Source organism: Winogradskyella sp., from assembly GCF_003712105.1.
Taxonomy (GTDB): Bacteria; Bacteroidota; Bacteroidia; order Flavobacteriales; family Flavobacteriaceae; genus Winogradskyella.
Map to the genome: position 1 here is coordinate 388964 of NZ_RHLG01000001.1, position 19972 is coordinate 408935.

18 protein-coding genes are annotated in these 19972 nt (G+C 33.3%); 3 read left to right on the forward strand and 15 right to left on the reverse strand.

Features of this window, described 5'->3' with window-relative positions; all coding sequences use genetic code 11:
* Positions 1-15: 15 nt before the first annotated feature.
* The 12 genes from ED556_RS01905 to ED556_RS01960 form a co-directional block, all read right to left on the reverse strand.
* Entirely contained in the window at positions 16-645 is a 630-nt protein-coding gene (locus ED556_RS01905) for a carbonic anhydrase family protein (protein WP_296318848.1), read from the reverse strand.
* 20 nt (positions 646-665) lie between these two features.
* Positions 666-2255 (reverse strand): SulP family inorganic anion transporter, encoded by a 1590-nt coding sequence (locus ED556_RS01910; RefSeq protein WP_296318849.1) that lies wholly within the window; start codon positions 2253-2255, stop codon positions 666-668.
* Positions 2256-2350: 95 nt separating this feature from the next.
* Positions 2351-2644, reverse strand: a complete 294-nt coding sequence (locus tag ED556_RS01915) for a hypothetical protein (protein ID WP_296318850.1) — start codon at positions 2642-2644, stop codon at positions 2351-2353.
* 39 nt (positions 2645-2683) lie between these two features.
* Positions 2684-3445 carry a tetratricopeptide repeat protein gene (locus ED556_RS01920; RefSeq protein ID WP_296318851.1) on the reverse strand — a complete coding sequence of 254 codons (762 nt, stop codon included), beginning with the start codon at positions 3443-3445 and terminating at the stop codon, positions 2684-2686.
* Position 3446: 1 nt separating this feature from the next.
* Positions 3447-5216, reverse strand: coding sequence for a BatD family protein (locus ED556_RS01925; RefSeq protein WP_296318852.1), 1770 nt, complete (start codon positions 5214-5216; stop codon positions 3447-3449).
* Between the two features lie 14 nt (positions 5217-5230).
* Positions 5231-6061: a tetratricopeptide repeat protein gene (locus tag ED556_RS01930; protein ID WP_366663736.1), complete on the reverse strand. Its 831-nt coding sequence runs from the start codon at positions 6059-6061 to the stop codon at positions 5231-5233.
* Between the two features lie 7 nt (positions 6062-6068).
* The gene (locus ED556_RS01935) at positions 6069-6566 is read right to left on the reverse strand and encodes a hypothetical protein (RefSeq protein ID WP_296318853.1); all 498 of its coding nucleotides are present in this window, start codon (positions 6564-6566) and stop codon (positions 6069-6071) included.
* Positions 6567-6611: 45 nt separating this feature from the next.
* Positions 6612-7649, reverse strand: a complete 1038-nt coding sequence (locus ED556_RS01940) for a VWA domain-containing protein (RefSeq protein WP_296318854.1) — start codon at positions 7647-7649, stop codon at positions 6612-6614.
* A complete protein-coding gene (locus tag ED556_RS01945) occupies positions 7642-8646 on the reverse strand; it encodes a VWA domain-containing protein (protein ID WP_296318855.1) in 1005 nt (334 codons plus the stop codon). The genes ED556_RS01940 and ED556_RS01945 overlap by 8 nt, the downstream gene beginning before the upstream one ends.
* Positions 8646-10331 carry a hypothetical protein gene (locus ED556_RS01950; protein WP_296318856.1) on the reverse strand — a complete coding sequence of 562 codons (1686 nt, stop codon included), beginning with the start codon at positions 10329-10331 and terminating at the stop codon, positions 8646-8648. Before ED556_RS01950 ends, ED556_RS01945 begins: the two co-directional genes overlap by 1 nt.
* A gap of 21 nt (positions 10332-10352) precedes the next feature.
* Complete coding sequence (locus ED556_RS01955) at positions 10353-11219, reverse strand: DUF58 domain-containing protein (protein WP_296318857.1); 867 nt, start codon at positions 11217-11219, stop codon at positions 10353-10355.
* An 88-nt stretch (positions 11220-11307) separates the two neighbouring features.
* Positions 11308-12309: a MoxR family ATPase gene (locus ED556_RS01960; protein ID WP_296318858.1), complete on the reverse strand. Its 1002-nt coding sequence runs from the start codon at positions 12307-12309 to the stop codon at positions 11308-11310.
* A gap of 179 nt (positions 12310-12488) precedes the next feature.
* On the opposite strand from ED556_RS01960, the gene ED556_RS01965 reads away from it, so the two are divergent.
* The 3 genes from ED556_RS01965 to ED556_RS01975 are packed head-to-tail and all read left to right on the forward strand — an operon-like array spanning position 12489 to position 15289.
* Complete coding sequence (locus ED556_RS01965) at positions 12489-13355, forward strand: aldo/keto reductase family oxidoreductase (RefSeq protein WP_296318859.1); 867 nt, start codon at positions 12489-12491, stop codon at positions 13353-13355.
* Between the two features lie 17 nt (positions 13356-13372).
* Entirely contained in the window at positions 13373-14122 is a 750-nt protein-coding gene (locus ED556_RS01970) for an SDR family NAD(P)-dependent oxidoreductase (protein WP_296318860.1), read from the forward strand.
* A gap of 33 nt (positions 14123-14155) precedes the next feature.
* Positions 14156-15289: an ATP-binding protein gene (locus ED556_RS01975; RefSeq protein WP_296318861.1), complete on the forward strand. Its 1134-nt coding sequence runs from the start codon at positions 14156-14158 to the stop codon at positions 15287-15289.
* A 210-nt stretch (positions 15290-15499) separates the two neighbouring features.
* Here ED556_RS01975 and ED556_RS01980 read toward each other — a convergent pair whose 3' ends face one another.
* From ED556_RS01980 to ED556_RS01990, 3 genes are all read right to left on the reverse strand, one after another.
* Positions 15500-16693 carry a DUF1501 domain-containing protein gene (locus ED556_RS01980; RefSeq protein WP_296318862.1) on the reverse strand — a complete coding sequence of 398 codons (1194 nt, stop codon included), beginning with the start codon at positions 16691-16693 and terminating at the stop codon, positions 15500-15502.
* 28 nt (positions 16694-16721) lie between these two features.
* Positions 16722-18092, reverse strand: a complete 1371-nt coding sequence (locus tag ED556_RS01985) for a DUF1800 domain-containing protein (RefSeq protein ID WP_296318863.1) — start codon at positions 18090-18092, stop codon at positions 16722-16724.
* Between the two features lie 225 nt (positions 18093-18317).
* Positions 18318-19871, reverse strand: a complete 1554-nt coding sequence (locus ED556_RS01990) for an aldehyde dehydrogenase family protein (protein WP_296318864.1) — start codon at positions 19869-19871, stop codon at positions 18318-18320.
* Between the last annotated feature and the right edge of the window lie 101 nt (positions 19872-19972).

Consider the following 19972-nt stretch of genomic DNA (forward strand, 5'->3'; position numbering starts at 1 on the left):
TTTTAGTTATTTAGATTATAGCATATTAACTTTTCCTGTCGAAAGGCTGTATACGCCACCAACAATTTTTATTTCACCGTTATCCTCCATTTCTTGTAAAATTTGACTTCTTTCACGGATACGGTCTATAGTTAATCTCACATTATTCTCTACTGTTTTTGCCACAAATGCTTTGTTAGATGAGTTTGCCTCACCTTCAACTTCAATAGCCGATTTTTCTACGGCAGGCATTATCTTGGATAACATATCAGTAATGTTACCAAGCTCAACGCCATCACAAGCAGCTTTTACAGCACCACAGCTTTCATGTCCTAAAACCAGAATTAATTTACTTCCTGCAACATTGCAAGAGTATTCTAAGCTTCCTAAGATATCAACGTTTTCAAAGTTACCTGCAACTCTGGCCACAAAAATATCTCCAATGGCCTGGTCCAAAACAGTTTCTACTGGAACTCGCGAATCTATGCAAGACAAAACTACTGCCTTTGGGAATTGTCCTCCAGTAGTTTGGTTCACCAATGCGGCATTATCTGCACCTTCAAGATTGTTATTTACAAATCTTTGATTTCCATCTAATAAATCTTGCAACACACTATCTGGAGTTAGTGCATCTTGCATATCTTTTGTTATTGCTATTGTTTTCATATGTATCTTATATTTTTAAACTATTCTGTTAATTTTTTTAGTTTGAAAAACTCTATAAAACTATCTGGATTTTCAACTATACCTCGTTCAGAAATCAATTTTATAGTGACATTTCGTTCTTTGGCCTTTGTTGCAAAATCTTCTAAAATTTCTATAATATCACTATCAAGATATCTTGTTTTTCTTACATCTAATTCTAGGTAAGAATTTTCAGGTAAACTGTCTAATTCTTTTAATATCGCGCCTTTGTTAAAAAATGTTACTTCCTCTGCCAAAGTCATTTTTATTTTACCATCATCAACATCTTGACCTTCTTTATGTAGGAAATGTGAGTTTTTAAAACTCTTATATAACACAATGAATATACCTACCGCAAGGCCCATTCCAATACCTTTTAGTAAGTCTAAGAAGACAATACCAAGTACAGTAATAATAAATGGAACAAACTGTGTCCAACCACCATTATACATAGCTTTAAATGTTGAAGGCTTGGCTAACTTATAACCAACAATGAATAATATTGCCGCTAAAACAGATAATGGTATTAGATTTAGAACTGTTGGTATTGTAATTATAGATATCAAAAGGAAAAACCCATGAATAATTGCACTTGCTTTTGATCGTCCTCCAGATTGAATATTTGCAGAACTACGCACAATTACTTGGGTTACTGGTAATCCTCCGATTAAACCCGATACAATATTACCTGAGCCTTGAGCAAATAATTCTCTGTTTGTAGGCGTAACATTTTTATGTGGATCTAATTTATCAGTGGCCTCTACACACAATAGCGTTTCTAATGATGCCACCAAACCAATAGTAAAGGCTGCAATTAAAACTTGAGGATTTGTGATTGCCGAAAAATTAGGGAATGTAAGCAGGTCCTTTAAACCTGATAAATCTTCTGGCACAGGCACAGCAACCAAGTGATCTTTTGTAAGCTGTAAATTAGTGTCTTTAGTTAATAAATAGAACACTATCCCTACAACAACCGCAACTAAAGGGCCTTGAATAAGCTGAAATATTTTGGACTTCTTAGTTAATACATTACTCCATAATAAGAGTATAGCCATACCAACTAATGCAATAATTGTAGCTCCATAATCAAAATTACCGCTTATAAGCGCATTAATTACATTCAATAATTCTGTTAGAGTGTTTTCTCCATCAACTTGCAAAAATGCAAAATCACCTTCAGGATTTTTATCTATTCCAAAAAAGTAAGGAATTTCTTTGAGAATAATTACTACACCAATACCCGTAAGCATTCCTTTAATTACTGATGAAGGAAAATAATAGCCAATAATTCCTAATTTAAATACTCCAAATAGTATTTGTAATACACCACCTAATACAACGGCTACAAGAAAATTTTCATATCCAAGAGTTCCAATAGCTGTCGCTACAATAACGGCTAATCCAGCCGCTGGACCACTCACACCTATTTTTGAACCAGAAGCGAAACCTACAACGATTCCACCAACAATACCTGCAATAAGACCCGTAATTGGTTCTGCTCCTGAGGCTACAGAAATACCTAAACATAGGGGTAAAGCAACGAAGAATACGACAATACTCGCAGGTATGTCATTTTTTAATGTTTTAAACATATATATATTTTAAAGTTTTAGATAAAAATCTAAATGAGTTAATTAGAGTTTAACCAAATAATTTGGTTGTTTTGATTAGTTAATCTGAAGAATTATTAACTAAAATCTGGTGGAGGAAAAATAAGATTCAATTCAGGCTTTGAGTAATTTTTAAATGTATAACTGTCGATATTAGAATTGAATGTTTTTACAATGACTTTTTCAGCATCAACCGATGAAGTTTCAAATAATAACTTTAAATTTTCTGTTTCTTCTTCCTCATTTTCACCAAAGAAAAACGTAACATCTACGTTATCATCAACAGACAAAATTACTGCTGGTGCAGTAACAATAATCATAAACAAAATCGCAAATATCATTGCGCCTTTATGTCTGAAATCTGGATTCATCGAAACTAAGATAACATTTAATGATGAACTTGAATAAATTTATTTAGAAAGTTTAAGTAATCGAATATCTTCTGAAGGAATCCAACCCGCAGTTTTATCTGATATTTCTATCTTATACCAATCATTATATTCTTCTAATACCTGAAGTTTAGTGCCTTCGTGTAACCTAAATAATTCCTCGCTCGTTTTGTTTGGATCTGCTTTAACTCTACTTTCTTGAGCAAACACTATAGCAGGATTGTCTTTGTTTTCAAAACTTCGTTTTTGAAATGCCATCAGCAATGCAAAAAGGGACAAAAACAAGCCTAAAAAACTAAGCACAAAAGCAATTCGCTTTTGTGATGTGCCATATGCAAAATGATAAAATAAAAAGAGAAGCACAAATCCAAAGACACTTCCAATTGCAAGTATGGACCAAGTATCGGCAGAAAACGTATTTATAATATTCTTGAAAATTCTAGAAAAACCAACTTCTGGGACATTATCTATCGCATCGATTGTCATGTTTTGAGCAAAACCTAAGTTGTTTTTAATATCCTTATCATCTGGGCTTAACTGCAAAGCCTTCTCGTAGTAATATATAGTTGGCGCCACATTATTTAACTTATAATGGGCATTTGCCAAATTATAATATAATGCTGCTGAATGCTCATCTGAATCTAGGATGGTTTCATACACAGTTATAGCTTCAGCGTACTTTCCTTGATTATAAAGTTCATTCCCCTGCCTGAAAGACGTGTCGTTTTGGGCAATCGTAAAACTACCTAGACAACATAATATTAAAACAAAAAATATGCGCATCCTATCTTATCTGTTTATCTATTTCTCCAATGGTTTTTACGGATTTGTCATAATCGTTTTGCATTGTTACCTGTGCAATAGGAGTGTAGCGTGCTAATTCGCAATTTTCTAAAATAGAAATAAACTCGCTAACAGTTGATGCTTCAACACTTCGTTCTACTAATAAATCTTTGATAGTATCTTTATTAAACTCACTTGTTTCGATCTGCAACTTTGCCTTAAGATAATTATGGAACGCTTTTTCTAAAGCAATATAAAATGCTTCTTTCTGACCTAGTGTTTTCTTTGCTTCACTCAAATACTTTTTGGCCATTTTATCTGCCTTACGTCTTCGATTTCCTGCAACGTCTGCATTTCGTCTTTCTCTATCTCTTCGGAGAAAAATGGCTAAAGGTATTCCTAAAAATGGCGTTAATAATAAAGACCAAAACATTTTAGATTTAAAAAACGGTTCTTCTTTTTTTGGTAACCAATTAGAACTTGTTTTTATAAATGCAAATGTATTTGTATTGGCATCAACCGTTTGTTTTACTACAGCAGAACTCGAATCTGGTTCTGCACTAACAGAAGAAGGTCCATTAACGACATCAATTACAATTTCATCCGAGGTTAATCTTTTATAGGTTTTTGATTTTACATCAAAATAAGAGAAGGATATTTCAGGTAATGGGTATTTACCTTTGTATTGCGGTACCATTGTATATAAGTCCGAAATGCGTCCTTGCATTCCTCCTAAATTGGTTCTTACATTTTCCTTATGTTCTGGCTCATAAACCTCTAATGAACTAGGTACAGTTAGTTTAGGTAATTCAAACAACTTGAGGTTTCCTTTTCCTGAAACTTCTATTTTTGCTTGAAGCGATTCACCAGCATCTAAGCTTATTTTCGAGGTAGTAACTTTAAAATCAAAATTACCAACAGCGCCATTAAAATCAGTTGGTTTACCTTCTTCGGGTAATGGCTTTACGTTAATTGTTCTACTGCCAGAGCTAACACTTTGTGGTACTTTTCTAACAATTCTATTTCCAAAAATATCGTATCGACTAGTTGGTACTTCAACATTTAAATCTAAAACATAAGACTCTAAATTAAGCTTACCGGTTTTTTGTGGATATAGAACTACTTTCTTTAGAACAACATATCTATAATCTTCGCCTTTGAAAGTTCCGTTTTCTGGTCTAAAGGCAGTGACCTCTATATTCTGATTCCAAAAATCTTTGTATTGTGGAGTTTGCTTATCACCAACAATACTTGCTGCAATCTCTGGAGCAACATACAATTTATAAACAACAGTAATAGCCTCATTTAAGTAAGGTTTAGAATTAGAAACCTCAGCGATAAGATGTATTTTTTCTGAAGCAATGTAAGAAGGATCGTTCGGGTTTTTAGGCTTCTCAATAGCTTTTGTGACTTTTACAGTAACAGGAAACGTTTTATAAATTTCTCCGTCAATTTCAATTTGCGCTTGCTTTATGGTAAAACTTCCTTGCTTATTGGGAGCTAAAAAGTAGCTGTAGGTTTTGGTATATGAACGTTTACCATTTACCCAATAGTTACTTACAGAGGTGTTAGGACCGCCAACGACGGTAAAATCCTTAAAACTAGGTGGTACAAAATTGTCACCATCCTTGTTCATTTCAAAGTCAATTCTTAGACGTTCGTTTACACCAAGCTTAGTTTTACTCAACTTAGCCTCAAACTTAACCTGTGACATTGATGTAACAGATACAAGTGAAAGAATTACTATAAATATGCCTTTTCTCAATCCCATTAGAAATAAAAAGATTACCAATCTTTTTCAGTTCTTACTTTAGCGCCTTTTTGCTTTTTAGCATTAATTTTTTCTTGAACCTTTTGCTCTTGATTGTTCATGGCTTCAAGAATATTTTTTATTTGTTGTGGAGACATTTTTCCAGGTTGTGGTTTTTGCTTTTGCTTCTGCTTGTCTTTTTCACCATTACCTTTATCGTTTTTATCATCTTTAGGCTTACCGTCTTCATCTTTTTGGTCATCGCCTTTTTTCTTATCCTTGTCGCCTTCTTCGTCTTTTTTATCTTTTTCTTCGTCTCCTTCGTCTTTCTTTTTATCTTTTTCCTTTTGATCTTCTTTTTTATCGTCTTTCTTTTCATCTTCACCACCGCCATCTTGATCTTGCTGCTCTGCACAATCTTTAGCTAGCGCAAAATTGTAACGTGTTTCTTCGTCATTTGGATTGTTTCTTAACGCGTTTTTAAAAGCCTCAACTGCTTCTTTACACTTTTTGTTTTGCATTAAAATATTACCAATATTATGATATGCTTTGTGTCTTTCAGTCTTTGTAGTGGCATTTTTTGCAGCTTCTTGACTTCGGAATAATGCCTCATTAAAATTCCCTTTTTTATAGTAAGAATGTGCAAGATTATAAGTGCCCGCTACACTTTTCTCTTTTTGTGATATGGCTTTACGGTATTCCATTTCGGCAGAAACAAACTCCTCCTTATCAATAAGTTCATTTGCTTCGTAAATAAAGTCATTTGCCTTACGCTCTGCTTTTTGTCTTTCCTTTTCAAAATTCTGTGAAAAAGAAGAAGCGCCTACAAATAGACATATCATAATTACAATGTAACGTTTCATCATTAATCCCTTATTCTTTTAATTTAAAAGTCGTCTGTAAATATACAGCTTCCCATTTATTACCATTATAGCTTCCTACGGTATACTTATATGTTGCATCATCAATATATTCCCAACAATCTGTAACTATGGATTCTCCATATTTATATTGGTAATACAAATCCCTATCTTTAACTTCTACAGTGCCACTAGTTAAACCTCCAAACACATCAAATTCCCAAAATTCTATTTTTTTCTCTTTGGCATTATACTTTCTTATACCGTGGTTTCTGTCACCATATTCAGTCTGTGACTCATTAGTAAATCCTTTAGATTTGGCAATGACAATAGACTTATCTAAGTCGTAACTGTAGGTTACTTCTTGTTTAAACTTATTTCCACTAGACCATGATCCATTAGCTTCCCATGTTTTATCTACCAAATGATCAAATGCTTCTAACTCATTATTTTGGGCAAAGGCTAGAGCAGATAAAAAGTAAACTAATAATGGTACAATTTTGAAATTCATATTTTAAAAATAATAAACCCTAAAGGACTTAGCGTTAAATAAAATTTAAAACTGTTCATTGAACAAGTTCAGTTTTTTCAACCATTCGGTTTTTCGCTCTAGTAGAAATATGTCAATGGCTAAAAAGAAAATGCCAAAACCCAGAAACCATTGGAACTGGTCTTTAAAATCAGCGATTTGTTTAGATTCAAATTCTTTTTTGTCCATTTTCTCTAATAAATCTTTAATTGTATCTACCACTTTCGAGGTGCTAGAGCCATTGATATAAACACCGTTAGCTTCCTCTGCTATTTCTTTTAATGTATCTTCATTTAGTTTTGTGATAACGGTTTCTCCTTTATTATCCTTCTTATAATTTAGTACAATGCCATTACGCTTAATTGGTATTGGCCCTCCATTAGTTTTACCTACACCTATTGTAAAAATGCGTATACCTTGCTCATTGGCTTCTTCCGCTATTTCAGCGGCATCGCCCTCATGGTCTTCTCCATCAGAAATAATAACTAATATTCTGTTTGTTTGTTCCTCATCATCATAATAGGTTTTTGCAAGTTCAATAGCTTCACGGATTGCAGTACCTTGAGAGGTCATCATATCCGTATTCATGTTTTGCAAAAACATTTTTGATGCTGCATAATCTGTAGTAATCGGAAGTTGAGGAAATGCTTTCCCTGCATAAGCAATGATACCAACCCTATCACTTGCCAAATTATTAATGATTTGGGTAACTAGTTGTTTGGATTTTTCAATTCTATTTGGCGCAATATCTTCGGCTAGCATACTTTTAGAAACATCAACTGCAAATACAATATCTACACCTTGGCTTCTCACTGTTTCCATCTTTGTCCCAATTTTAGGGTTGACCAAGGCTAAGGATAAACAGGCAAAAGCTGCACATAGTATAAGTACTTTTAGTATACTTTTAAATAGCGACTGATTAGGGCTTAATCGTTTTAATAAAGCAGTATCTGCGAATTTTTTTTGGACAGATTTTTTCCATAATTGTACAGCAATGAACAATAGAATAATAACCGGAATAACCAGTAACATCCAAAACCATATTTTCTCGTCGAGTCTAAACAAAGCTTCTAAAAATTGTATGTCGTAAAATATATTCCAGCAATAACAATACCAATGCAAGAATTACAAATGGTCTATATTTTTCTTCGTAATTGTAATATTTTCGTTCTTCTACTTCTGTAGTCTCTAGCTTATTAATTTCAGCATAGATTTCGGCTAGTTTCTTATTATTGGTTGCTCTAAAATATTTGCCTCCTGTTTTATCCGCAATTTCTTTTAAAAGTGCTTCATCAATTTCAACCTGTGCTCTTCCGTATCTGAATGTACCATTTGGTCTAATGGAAACAGGAGATAATGCCATACCATTAGTTCCTAACCCAATAGTGTAGGTTTTAATGCCATATTCTACTGCTAGTTCGCTGGCTGTTTTTGGGTCAATAAACCCACCATTATTAACTCCATCAGTTAAAAGAATAATAACCTTACTTTTTGCCTTACTATCTTTAAGTCGATTAACTGCGGTTGCCAATCCCATACCTATTGCAGTTCCTTGTTGAATAATAGTATTGTATTTTATATCTCTTAGAGAGCGCAATACAATATTTTTGTCACTAGTAATTGGTGTTTTCGTAAATGCTTCGCCCGCATATTCTACCAAACCAATACGATCATTAGGCCTACCGTTTATAAAATCTGCAGCAACTTTTTTTAGAGCTTCTAATCTGTCTGGTTTTAAATCCTTTGCTAACATACTTGCAGAAACATCTATCGCCATTACAATATCAATTCCTCGAGTAGTTTTGGTCTTTGTTGATATATCAACTGTTCTAGGTCTAGCAAGTGCAGTAATTAGCAATGCAAGGGCAATTAAACGAAACACAAATAACAAATGTTTAAGGTTTGTCCATATAGAACCTGATATTTTAAAGCCCTGAACAGAAGCCATTTTTAATTCAGCTGTTTGCCGTTTATATTTAAAAATGTACCAAGCCAATGCTAAAGGTAGAACCAATAATAGCCAGAAAAATTCCTTATTTAAAAACTCTATGTTATTCAGCATTATTCACGTTCTTCTTCTTGTTTAACATTAGGGTTTAATTCTATAGAATCAACAACGCGTTTTACAATATCTTGTGCGTATGTATCATTCTGTTTCCATACAATCGTTATTTGTTGTACAACTTGCTCTGTTGTAAAACTCAATAACATATATTCTGCCTTGTAAAAATCTTCTTGTCCTTCTTCTGGGAACTCTGCTGTACCATAAGTTTTTATGCCTTGAGCTTCATTTGGTGTAAAAAAATCTTCATTCTGAGTAACTATATTTCTAACACCTTGGGTCTCCCAAGTTTTCAAATTATTTTCAATTATAGAGTTTAAATTTATTGCCTTTTGTTTATCTGCATCTTGTTCTTGCGGTTGACCAATAATTGTCGTTTGAGTAGCAATACTAAAATTGTCGTTTGGACTTAAATAATTAAAAATTGTAGTACTAACCTTTCCTTCAGTACCTTCTGGCAGTTTAACTTCTTGACGCTCTAAGACCTGAGGTGTTTCGATATATATTGGCGGAAAACCGTAAGCACTTTTTACCCATTCTCCTTCTAATAATTCCATACTAGTGTGACCAAGAACCTTGTCTTTAACATATCCAAAACCATACGCTGCACCAAAACCAATAAATGTTCCAATAATTAAAAACAAAGAAATTGCAACTGTAATAATTATTTTCTTGCGCTTTTGTTTTCGTTCTTGTGCTTCTTTGTATTGCTGATTTAATAACTTCTCTTCCTCACTAGGCTCGGGTAATGTTGCTTTAACAGCATCTAACTCTTTACTTATAGTTTGTTTATCTAATTCTGCCAATGCAACATCTGGCGTTGACTTGGCAAATTTTACCAAATCGGCACGTTTAAAAATGGTCTCAATATTAGAAATCGTGTCTTTATGAAACTTAAACTGATTACCATCTTTTAAAAGCTGAAGACGTGCAATTAACTCATCGGTTGTGCTCTCAAGAGAACGCTCATATACTTTTTCATCTAAAAACTTTCGGATAATATAAGTCAGCTCAGAGTAAAAGCTTTTAAAGTCCGAACGCTCCAAGTATGTTTCTTCTCCTAACTTAGACATAGCTAATTTTGCACGTTCGTATGGTGGTAACATTGCAATTTCTTCTTCCTCAGTCAAAGGTTTTTTACGCCAAATAAACCAATAGAGCAAAAATGCAACTAAAGCTATTATGGCCAGAAGTAATAGTATATATAACCAACCTTTGCTTGGGCTTTTTTCTACTGTAATTATTGGTTTAATATCGTAAAGTCCTTGTTTTGTAGTATCTACCTCAATGGTATTAACATCTACTTTGAGTGAATCTGTAAAAAAAGGTGTATCGCCTACTATTACTTTTTGTCTAGGAATGTAATACGAACCTGAATCGAATTGTGTTAGCTTATACTCACGAAGTAATTGAATTTTTGAATCTTGCTTGGTTGTATCTACTTTTAATGCTTCAACTAGTTCTAATGGTAAGAAGGTTTGCCCTTCCGGAAAAACAACACTATTCGTAGAATCGGTTTCTACTTTGATTTTATATGAAATTTGTTCACCAATTCTGATACTACTTGTATCTATTTCGGTCTTAACTTGGCTGAAAGACCATAATGACATCAAACAAGAAACAAAAAACAAGGTCACTTGCTTCTTTCTAAAAGGAACTATTATATCTAAATTATTACTTTTCACTGTCAACGTTCTACTCACTATTTATCCTCTTCGTTTAAAGTATCCTAAAAGTTTTTTTACGTAACTCTCATCCACTCTGCAATCAATAGTACCAGATCCAGATTTAGTAAAAGTGTCTTTAAAGTAATTCACTCTTTCGGCATGAAATTTACTGTAGTTGTGTCTTACTTTTTTTGATGTGGTGTTTACTAATAATAACTCTCCTGTTTCTTCATCGAGCATTTGTACCATACCAATATTAGGAATCATCTCTTCATGTTTATCAAAAATTCGTATTCCTGTTATATCGTGCTTCCCTGCTGTAATTTTTAATGTTTGCTTGTAATCGTCGGCGATAAAATCCGAAAGCATAAAAACAATTGCTTTCTTTTTCATAACATTAGATAAGAATCTTAAAGCTTCTGAAATATTCGTTTTTTTACTTTTTGGCTTAAACTCTAGCAATTCACGAATAATTCTTAAAACATGAGAACGCCCTTTTTTAGGCGGAATATATAGTTCCACTTCATCAGAGAATAGTATTAATCCTATTTTGTCATTGTTTTGAGTAGCAGAAAAGGCCAGCGTTGCAGCAATCTCAGTAACAATCTCATCCTTAAATTGATTTTTTGTACCAAATAATTTGCTTCCAGAAACATCAGCCATGAGCATCATGGTGAGTTCGCGTTCTTCTTCAAAAACCTTTACATAAGGCTCGTTATAACGAGCAGTAACGTTCCAATCTATATTTCTGACATCATCTCCAAACTGATACTGCCGAACCTCAGAAAAGGTCATCCCACGACCTTTAAAAGTCGAATGGTATTCACCACCAAAAATATGATCAGACAAACGGCGCGTCTTGATCTCTATTTTTCGTACTTTTTTAAGAAGTTCTTTGGTATCCATTGTATTCGCTTTCGCTAATTAAGTATTTAGGTAACATGGAAAATTGTCACTAACGCCTTAGTTCCTATGAATGATGCTCAACACCTATTTATGGTACTTCGATGACGTTTACAATCTTATTAATAATGTCTTCCGAAGTAATATTCTCTGCTTCAGCTTCGTAAGTAATACCTATTCTGTGGCGTAACACATCATGGACAACAGCTCTTACATCTTCTGGTATTACATAACCGCGACGTTTAATAAATGCATAACATTTTGCTGCTGTTGCTAGGTTAATACTTCCTCGAGGTGAAGCTCCGAATGATATTAATGCTTTTAAGTCTGAAAGATTATAGTTTTCTGGGTAACGTGTTGCAAAAATGATATCAAGGATGTATTTCTCAATTTTTTCGTCCATATAAACATCACGAACAGCACTTTGTGCAGTTAAGATCTGTTCTACAGATACCACAGGATTTACTTTGTCCCATGTCCCTTTAAGATTGGCGCGCATAATTAATTGCTCCTCCTCTTGTTTTGGGTAATCGATAACAGTTTTTAACATAAAACGGTCAACCTGTGCTTCTGGTAACGGGTATGTCCCTTCTTGTTCTACAGGATTTTGTGTTGCCATAACTAAAAATGGTCTGTCTAAAATAAAAGTCTCATCACCAATGGTTACTTGCTTTTCTTGCATAGCTTCAAGAAGTGCCGATTGTACCTTGGCAGGAGCTCTGTTAATCTCATCAGCCAAAACAAAATTGGCAAAAATCGGTCCTTTTTTAATTGAGAAATCGTTCTCTTTTATGTTGTATATAAGCGTACCTACAACATCTGCTGGTAATAAATCTGGTGTAAATTGTATACGGCTAAAACTTCCTGAAACCGCTTTGGATAGTGTGTTAATGGCTAATGTCTTTGCTAAACCCGGCACACCTTCTAAAAGAATATGACCTTGCCCTAACAAACCAATTAGCAGGCGTTCTACCATTTGCTTTTGCCCTACAATCACCTTATTTATTTCAAGGGTTAAAAGGTCTACAAATGCACTTTCCTTTTCTATCTTTTCATTGATTGCTTTTATATCAACTGTTCCTATTTCTTCCATGGTTATCGCTATGTTTTAAGCTATTTTGTTCTTGACAAATTCAGTTTTGCAAATTGTTAAAATTATTTTTGTCATCTTGTTAATGATTGGTTAAAAATACTACTCTTTTTTATAATTAGTGTTAACCTGTTTTTGGGTGTTTTTTGATATTTTTATGCTATAAAAATTTAACCGAAACAGTGTCAAAATATTCAGAAATAATTAGTGGAGCTATGACTTGGGGTTCTTGGGGAAAACAATTCTCAGAATCTGAAATGAGCGATATGATAACTCATTGTGTATCAATAGGTATATCGACCTTTGACCATGCTGATATATATGGTGGCTACACTACCGAAGCGCAATTTGGCAAAGCACTTACTGCTTCAAAAATTAATCGAGACGATATTCAATTAATTTCAAAATGTGGTATACAATATCTTAGTGAAAACCGAAATAATAAGGTTAAACATTACGATTACAGTAAAGATTATATCATCTGGTCAGTTGAAGAATCGCTTAAAAACTTAGAAACTGAGTATCTAGATTTGTTCTTATTGCACAGGCCAAGCCCATTAATGCATCCTGATGAGATTGCTGAAGCTATTACCATTTTAAAATCAGACGGAAAGATTAGAGATTTTGGGGTTTCTAACTTTACGCCTTCTCAAATGGAGATGCTAAGCTTACGTGTTGATATAGACGTTAACCAAATAGAGTTTTCTTTAACAGCAAGAGATGCCATGCATGATGGTACATTAGACTATATGTTGACCAATGGAATTAAACCCATGGCTTGGTCACCTTTAGGTAGTGTATTTAAAGAAGATACTGAACAAACACGTCGTATCCACAAACAGTTGGGCGAATTATTAGACAAATATAGTGCTACTGAAGACCAGCTTCTATTATCGTGGTCTTTAAAACATCCTTCAAGAATAATACCTGTAGTTGGTACAACTAATAAGAAACGATTACAACAAGCTATAAATGCTGCGCAAATAGAATTAGAATTAGAGGATTGGTTTTTAATTTTAGTAGCGGCTCAAGGTCATAAAGTACCTTGATTAGTAACACATTTTAGATGAAAAAAACGGCATTAATTACTGGAGCAACAAGCGGAATCGGCCGTGCTACGGCTCACGAATTTGCAAAGCATGGCATTAATTTAGTGCTATGTGGTAGACGACAACAACGGTTAGATAGTGTAAAAAAAGCATTGTCTCGAGAAACTGATGTCTATACTTTAAATTTTGATGTTAGAGACAAACAGAACACCTTTGAAGCAATAGATAGCCTTCCAGAGCAATTCCGAAACATTGACATCCTAATCAATAATGCTGGTAACGCTCATGGACTCGACCCAATAGAAAATGGAAGCATCGAAGATTGGGACGCAATGATGGATATCAACGTAAAAGGCTTACTGTATGTTAGTAAAGCTATTATTCCCGGTATGACTGAACGTAAACTAGGTCATATTATTAATATAGGGTCTTCTGCAGGTAAAGAGGTCTACCCAAAAGGAAATGTGTATTGTGCCAGTAAGCATGCTGTTTTAGCCATAACGGAAGGAATGCGTATTGATCTTAATCCATATGGTATAAAAGTTAGTGCTATAAATCCTGGTCTTGTTGAAACTGAATTCTCTCAAGTGCGTTTTAAAGGTGGCTCACAAGCAGATAATGTATATAAAGGTTATAAAGCTCTACAACCTGAAGATGTTGCTGAAGCCATTTATTTTGCTGTAAGTAGACCTCCGCACGTTAATATTGCAGATATTTTAATGTTTTGTACAGCTCAGGCTAATTCTACCATAGTTAAAAAATCATAACTTTAGATTTTTAGATTCCATGGATTGAGAATTATGATTAACAAACGTCTTTTAATTAAAAACCTTCTCGCTCACAATGATGAGAACAGTTTTTATGACAAAAAACGAAAGTTAAATCTCAGCTATAAAGAAGGTAAAGCAAAGTTTTTAAAACATATCTGTGCTTTATCTAATAGCAACCCTAAAAACAACTCGTACATAGTTATTGGTGTAGACGATAAGGAAAACAAAATAATAGGTGTTGATTTCTTTGATGATAGTAAAATTCAAAACCTCATCAATGCCTACTTAACACATCCTCCAATTGTTCAGTACGAAAACATCCCTTTTCCACATTTACCAGATAATAAAGTTGTAGGTCTTGTAACCATAAGATCTAATAATGAAATCACTTCTTTAAGAAAGAACATTTGGAAATACTATGGCGGCTCGGTCTTTTTTAGAGACGGAAGCATGAGTATGCCTAAAGTATTTGATATTGAAATAAAAGACGTCAATTCTAGGATCGTAGCTACAATAGAACAACATGCGCGTAACAATATTCAATTGACATTAGATGGTGTTTTTGATTTTATGCAGAAGCGTGCTGACTTCAATCCAAACTATAAGGTCTTTAAAGAATACTTTGTACTGTGTTGGGCTGGGCAACGCAAAGAGGTAAAAGATGAAGTATTTTACTCACGTGTGGATATAGAATTAATAAACGAACAGAAAAGGCTATTTTATTCTGCTTTAGATGAAGTCTCAATTTCTTATAATGACGAAAATTTTACTATCGTTGAGTATGTAAAGCTTGGTTTGCATAATAACTATAACTATTACAAACTGGAAGAAACGATCATCACATTTGAAAATAATGGCAATTATTCGATTAATACTAAATTATTATTCGAACCTCCTCAATTTGACAAAAAAGTGTTGCATCATATCTATAACATTAATAACTCATTAATCGAAAAGTTACAAAAACAATTACCTCTAAACCCTAATGAATTTGCTGACTTAAAAAACCTATCTGCGACTTATCTTATATGCTATTTAAATGGTTTTGAAACAGCACTTAGCAAACTTGAAGAAGCAAAACCCCTATTAAAAACTTTCGATAAAAATATCTACGAGTCGTATAAACTTACTTTACGGATACTCAGAAAGGTGAAATATAATTAGGCATAGCGCTTTTTCATCGGATATTTTTGCATTAAAAATCTAATGCTCTGATTTTATGACAATTAATCTATAAAATTCTGTTTTACGCATCAATAGAGGTATTTTTATCCTGCTATTATAACTACATATAGTTAAGACCTTTTTTCTCCCAGCAAAGACCTGGCATTGAATAAGGGTCTTTTTTTTACACTTTAATAACTTTTAAATTTTTTAAATAAAATCTAACTGTGAAAAAGATCTATTTAAGATTAACTCGTCATTTACATTAAGCCATTTGTCTAATATTGTAGCGTAAATTTGCCTAAAATCAATTTCATAAATTAAATCTCCATTATCGTCAAGGTTTTTTAAATCTGGTATTTTATTATAAAACCCTTGTTTCTTTAAATTATTACCAATCAAAAATACTTGATTCGCTGTACCATGATCAGTCCCATCACTAAAATTTTGTTTTACGCGTCTACCAAATTCCGAAAATGTTAATATCAAAGTATCTTTATAGGTGTTATTTTTCTTTAAATCATAAACAAAGGATTGGACTGCTTCACTATATTTTTTTAATAAATTTTCTTGTTTTTTAACTTGTGAAGCATGTGTGTCAAAACCACTTAATGATGTATAAAACACTGTAGTGTCAATTCTCGAATTAATTAATTGACCAACAACTCTTAATTGATTTGACAATGTTGATTTTTTGGGATAATTATCTGACAATTTTGAACTCAGGGAATTTTCATACAAATATCTTGCAGAAGATTTGCAATCAATCATGGTTTGATACAAATAACCAAGATTATGCTCACTCAAGTGGTTTTTATCGTAATGAGATAAAATGATATTAAAATCTGATTCTTGTAAAGATTTAAATAATTGCTTTGCATTTTTAGTCGCTATACCATTCTTCTTAGTTCCTCGTAGGGCAAGACTTAAATGCTCATCAATATGAATAGCATTATAGGGTTTATGTCCATAATTATCAAGGTATCGTCCTATCCAACCTGAATTTAATATATTTTTATGGTCACTGGCAGTATTCCAAATATCTGTAGACGTGAAGTGAGATCTGCTAGGATTAGGATAACCTACATTGTTTATTATACTGAGCTCTCCTTGGTCATAAAAACGCTTTAGCGGCATTAAACTCTTATGCAATCCTATCTCGTTAGTTATTTTTATAGTTTGATTCTTTTTTAAAGCAATCTTTGGCCTTAAATTATAATAGATGTCATTAGTAACAGGGACAATTGTGTTAAGCCCATCATTTCCTCCTTTAAGGTGTATTATTACCAGTTTTTTGTTATTAAATGTATCCGGAATATAACCTTCAAATGCTTTAAGAAAATTTGGAACTAGAGCTAAACTAGTTGCTAATGCCGAATTTTTTATAAACTTTCTTCTTTCCACTTTGGTAAATTTTAAATAACCATATTAGTTAACACATTTGATATTCTGGTAAAGACATTAAATTAACTAGATTTTTTTTACTTGGTCTTCTCCCAAATTTTGAGATATATCTTTTTGTACCATCATTAATTTCACATAAAATAAGAGCACTTTTTAACTCACTCAAAGTAAGTTTTTTCATTCGTTTCTTATAAACCTTCCAATCAACATAAACAGATAATTTTTGTTGGTATTTATTCTTAACTGGTACTATTCTAAAATTTCTGAAGTTCCCTTTGGTTTTATATGAATAGCTTTCTTCTTCTAACATCATTGACGGCAACTTTATTCGTAACACCAAACTATTAGATGTAATCCAATCTTTTCCACCTTTCCATCCAGCAACATTTGGTGGGTCAAGTAAATACTGGTCCAGCAAGCGCTGTAACCTTAATAATTCTTCATCTTTAGTAAAATAAACTGGTATCAGTCTCTGAATTCCAATAATTAATTCAACTGGAGATTTAATCTTAACGCCTATGTTTTCCTTACCATAAAACCAATCAGTACTAAAAATATAACGCATCAATTCTTCAATTTCGTAATTTTTATAAAACACAGAAACCAGTTCTTCTAAATAGGATTCATTAATTTTTTCATTGATAAAATACCTGTATATTTTTTTGCATATATGCCGTGCACATTGTTTTTGTTTTAATATGATATCAATAACATCATCGCCGTTAAAATTTCCTTCTTCACCAAAAAAACTTTTATGCCCATAATCATGCTGAAACCTTCGCAATATAAACTCGCCTTCAAAGTTGTGATTGTAACCTGTAAAAGCTCTAGAGCATTCTTTAATATCATCTTCAGTATAGTTACCCTCACCTAAAGTAAATAACTCTAATAATTCTCTTGCAAAATTTTCATTTGGGTTGTCCTTCTTATTTAAGTTTAAATTCAGGTATTTTATCATAGAAGCTTCTCTCGTAATTGCTTTAAGAAAATCTCTAAAATTACCAAGAGCATGAGTCCGTAAAACGTTATTATATTTTAAAATAAATTTGGTTGCCATATCCCTACAAACAAAATGATTAGCCCAAAATAATGTCATACGTTCTCTTAAAATATTATCCGTTTTAGCTAGTCGCTTTAACCAAATAATATTTAATTTTTTAGTTTCATCAGCGTTTTTTCTAGCAAGCTCTATACGCTTTTCTCTATTGTCTTTTAGAATTGATTTTGGATAATTTTTTAAATAGGATAAATCCTTCTCAAGGGGTATTATTGGTTTTGATTTTTCAAACAAATCGTCAATAATTTCTTGTTTATTTTTTATAGCTAACTCCTGTAATTGTTTTGGTTGAAGCCCAAACCCTGCTCGCCAATATAAATGAAGTATTTCTTTATTTCCCATATTACTATGACTAGAAAATTACTGAATTGTTTAAAGTTAATAAATAAAGAAGCCGCACCTATTAAAGAAACGGCTTTTATTTAAATGTATTATTCGATAATTTTTTGATTTAAAAACTATCAATACCTCTATTAAGCATTTCTATATTTAGGAAACTCACCAAATAAAAAAGTCACACCTAACGATGTGACTCAATTATATTAATCCGATAAAATTATGTTATCACTATAAATCAAACTTTATACCCTGAGCTAAGGGTAACTCAGTAGTATAATTAATTGTATTGGTTTGACGACGCATGTATATTTTCCAAGCATCAGAACCAGATTCTCTACCGCCGCCAGTTTCTTTTTCACCTCCAAAAGCGCCACCAATTTCTGCTCCAGAAGTACCAATATTTACATTAGCAATACCACAGTCAGAACCTCCATGAGATAAGAAACGTTCAGCTTCACGAAGATTATTAGTCATAATTGCAGATGACAATCCTTGTGCAACACTATTCTGAATGTCGATCGCATTTGTAACATCGCCTGAATATTTTAATAAATACAATACCGGTGCAAAAGTTTCATGTTGTACAATTTCATATGAATTTTCAGCCTCAGCAATTGCTGGTTTTACGTAACATCCAGATTCATATCCTGCGCCAGACAATACTTCGCCTTCTACGATGATATTTCCGCCTTCTTCAACTACCTTTTGTAAAGCAGCTTCATACATTTTAACTGCATCCGTATCGATTAATGGCCCAACATGATTACTTTCATCTAAAGGATTACCAATACGTAATTGCTTATATGCATCAACTACCGCGTTTTTCACTTTATCGTAAATCGATTCATGAATAATTAAACGACGTGTGCTTGTACAACGTTGTCCACATGTACCAACAGCACCAAAAACAGCACCAATAACTGTCATTTTTATATCCGCATCTGGTGTAACTATAATGGCGTTATTACCACCAAGTTCTAGCAAGGATTTCCCTAATCTTCCTGCAACTTCTTTAGCAACAATTTTACCCATTCTTGTAGAACCTGTAGCAGATACTAAAGGTACTCGGGTGTCTTTAGTCATCATTTCACCAACACGGTAATCACCATTGATTAAGCAAGAAATACCTTCAGGAAGGTTGTTTTCTTTTAAAACCTCTGCAATAATATTTTGACAAGCCACACCACAAACAGGTGTTTTTTCAGAAGGCTTCCAAATACAAGTGTCTCCACAAATCCAAGCTAAAGCTGTATTCCATGACCAAACAGCAACTGGGAAGTTAAAAGCCGAAATGATTCCGACCACACCAAGTGGATGGTATTGCTCGTACATGCGATGTCCAGGGCGTTCGGAGTGCATCGTTAAACCATGCAGTTGACGTGATAAACCAACAGCAAAATCACAGATGTCTATCATTTCTTGTACTTCGCCTAAACCTTCTTGGTAAGATTTTCCCATTTCATAAGACACGAGTTTACCCAGTGCTTCCTTCTTTTCTCTTAATTTCTCTCCAAACTGGCGCACTATCTCACCACGTTGTGGTGCTGGCATTACACGCCAAGTTTTAAATGCTTCTGTTGCAGCTGTCATAGCTTTTTCATAATCTTCTTTTGTAGACGATTTTACCTTGGCAATTAACTGCCCATCTACTGGAGAATACGATTCAAGTAGCTCTCCATTAGAAAAATTTTCCGAACCTGTTGAAGTTCCTTCATTAATAGCTTTAACACCTAATTGTTCTAAAGCTTCTTTTATTCCGAAATCCGTAGCAACTGCTTGCATATATGATTGTTTTTTGTGAATTATTAAATTTTGTCGCGAAGTTAGTAATAAATTGTCAGTTTTACTTGAGGCTTCACATCTAAAAATGTAACTTTAAAGCA

Bases quoted from the DNA above. Each gene is read 5' to 3' on its own strand.
- ED556_RS01990 (WP_296318864.1), bottom strand. From the start codon at position 19,871: ATGCAAGCAGTTGCTACGGATTTCGGAATAAAAGAAGCTTTAGAACAA.
- ED556_RS01970 (WP_296318860.1), top strand. From the start codon at position 13,373: ATGAAAAAAACGGCATTAATTACTGGAGCAACAAGCGGAATCGGCCGT.
- ED556_RS01975 (WP_296318861.1), top strand. From the start codon at position 14,156: ATGATTAACAAACGTCTTTTAATTAAAAACCTTCTCGCTCACAATGAT.
- ED556_RS01955 (WP_296318857.1), bottom strand. From the start codon at position 11,219: ATGGATACCAAAGAACTTCTTAAAAAAGTACGAAAAATAGAGATCAAG.
- ED556_RS01925 (WP_296318852.1), bottom strand. From the start codon at position 5,216: ATGGGATTGAGAAAAGGCATATTTATAGTAATTCTTTCACTTGTATCT.
- ED556_RS01985 (WP_296318863.1), bottom strand. From the start codon at position 18,092: ATGGGAAATAAAGAAATACTTCATTTATATTGGCGAGCAGGGTTTGGG.
- ED556_RS01910 (WP_296318849.1), bottom strand. From the start codon at position 2,255: ATGTTTAAAACATTAAAAAATGACATACCTGCGAGTATTGTCGTATTC.
- ED556_RS01935 (WP_296318853.1), bottom strand. From the start codon at position 6,566: ATGAATTTCAAAATTGTACCATTATTAGTTTACTTTTTATCTGCTCTA.
- ED556_RS01930 (WP_366663736.1), bottom strand. From the start codon at position 6,061: ATGATGAAACGTTACATTGTAATTATGATATGTCTATTTGTAGGCGCT.
- ED556_RS01915 (WP_296318850.1), bottom strand. From the start codon at position 2,644: ATGAATCCAGATTTCAGACATAAAGGCGCAATGATATTTGCGATTTTG.
- ED556_RS01905 (WP_296318848.1), bottom strand. From the start codon at position 645: ATGAAAACAATAGCAATAACAAAAGATATGCAAGATGCACTAACTCCA.
- ED556_RS01960 (WP_296318858.1), bottom strand. From the start codon at position 12,309: ATGGAAGAAATAGGAACAGTTGATATAAAAGCAATCAATGAAAAGATA.
- ED556_RS01920 (WP_296318851.1), bottom strand. From the start codon at position 3,445: ATGCGCATATTTTTTGTTTTAATATTATGTTGTCTAGGTAGTTTTACG.
- ED556_RS01945 (WP_296318855.1), bottom strand. From the start codon at position 8,646: ATGCTGAATAACATAGAGTTTTTAAATAAGGAATTTTTCTGGCTATTA.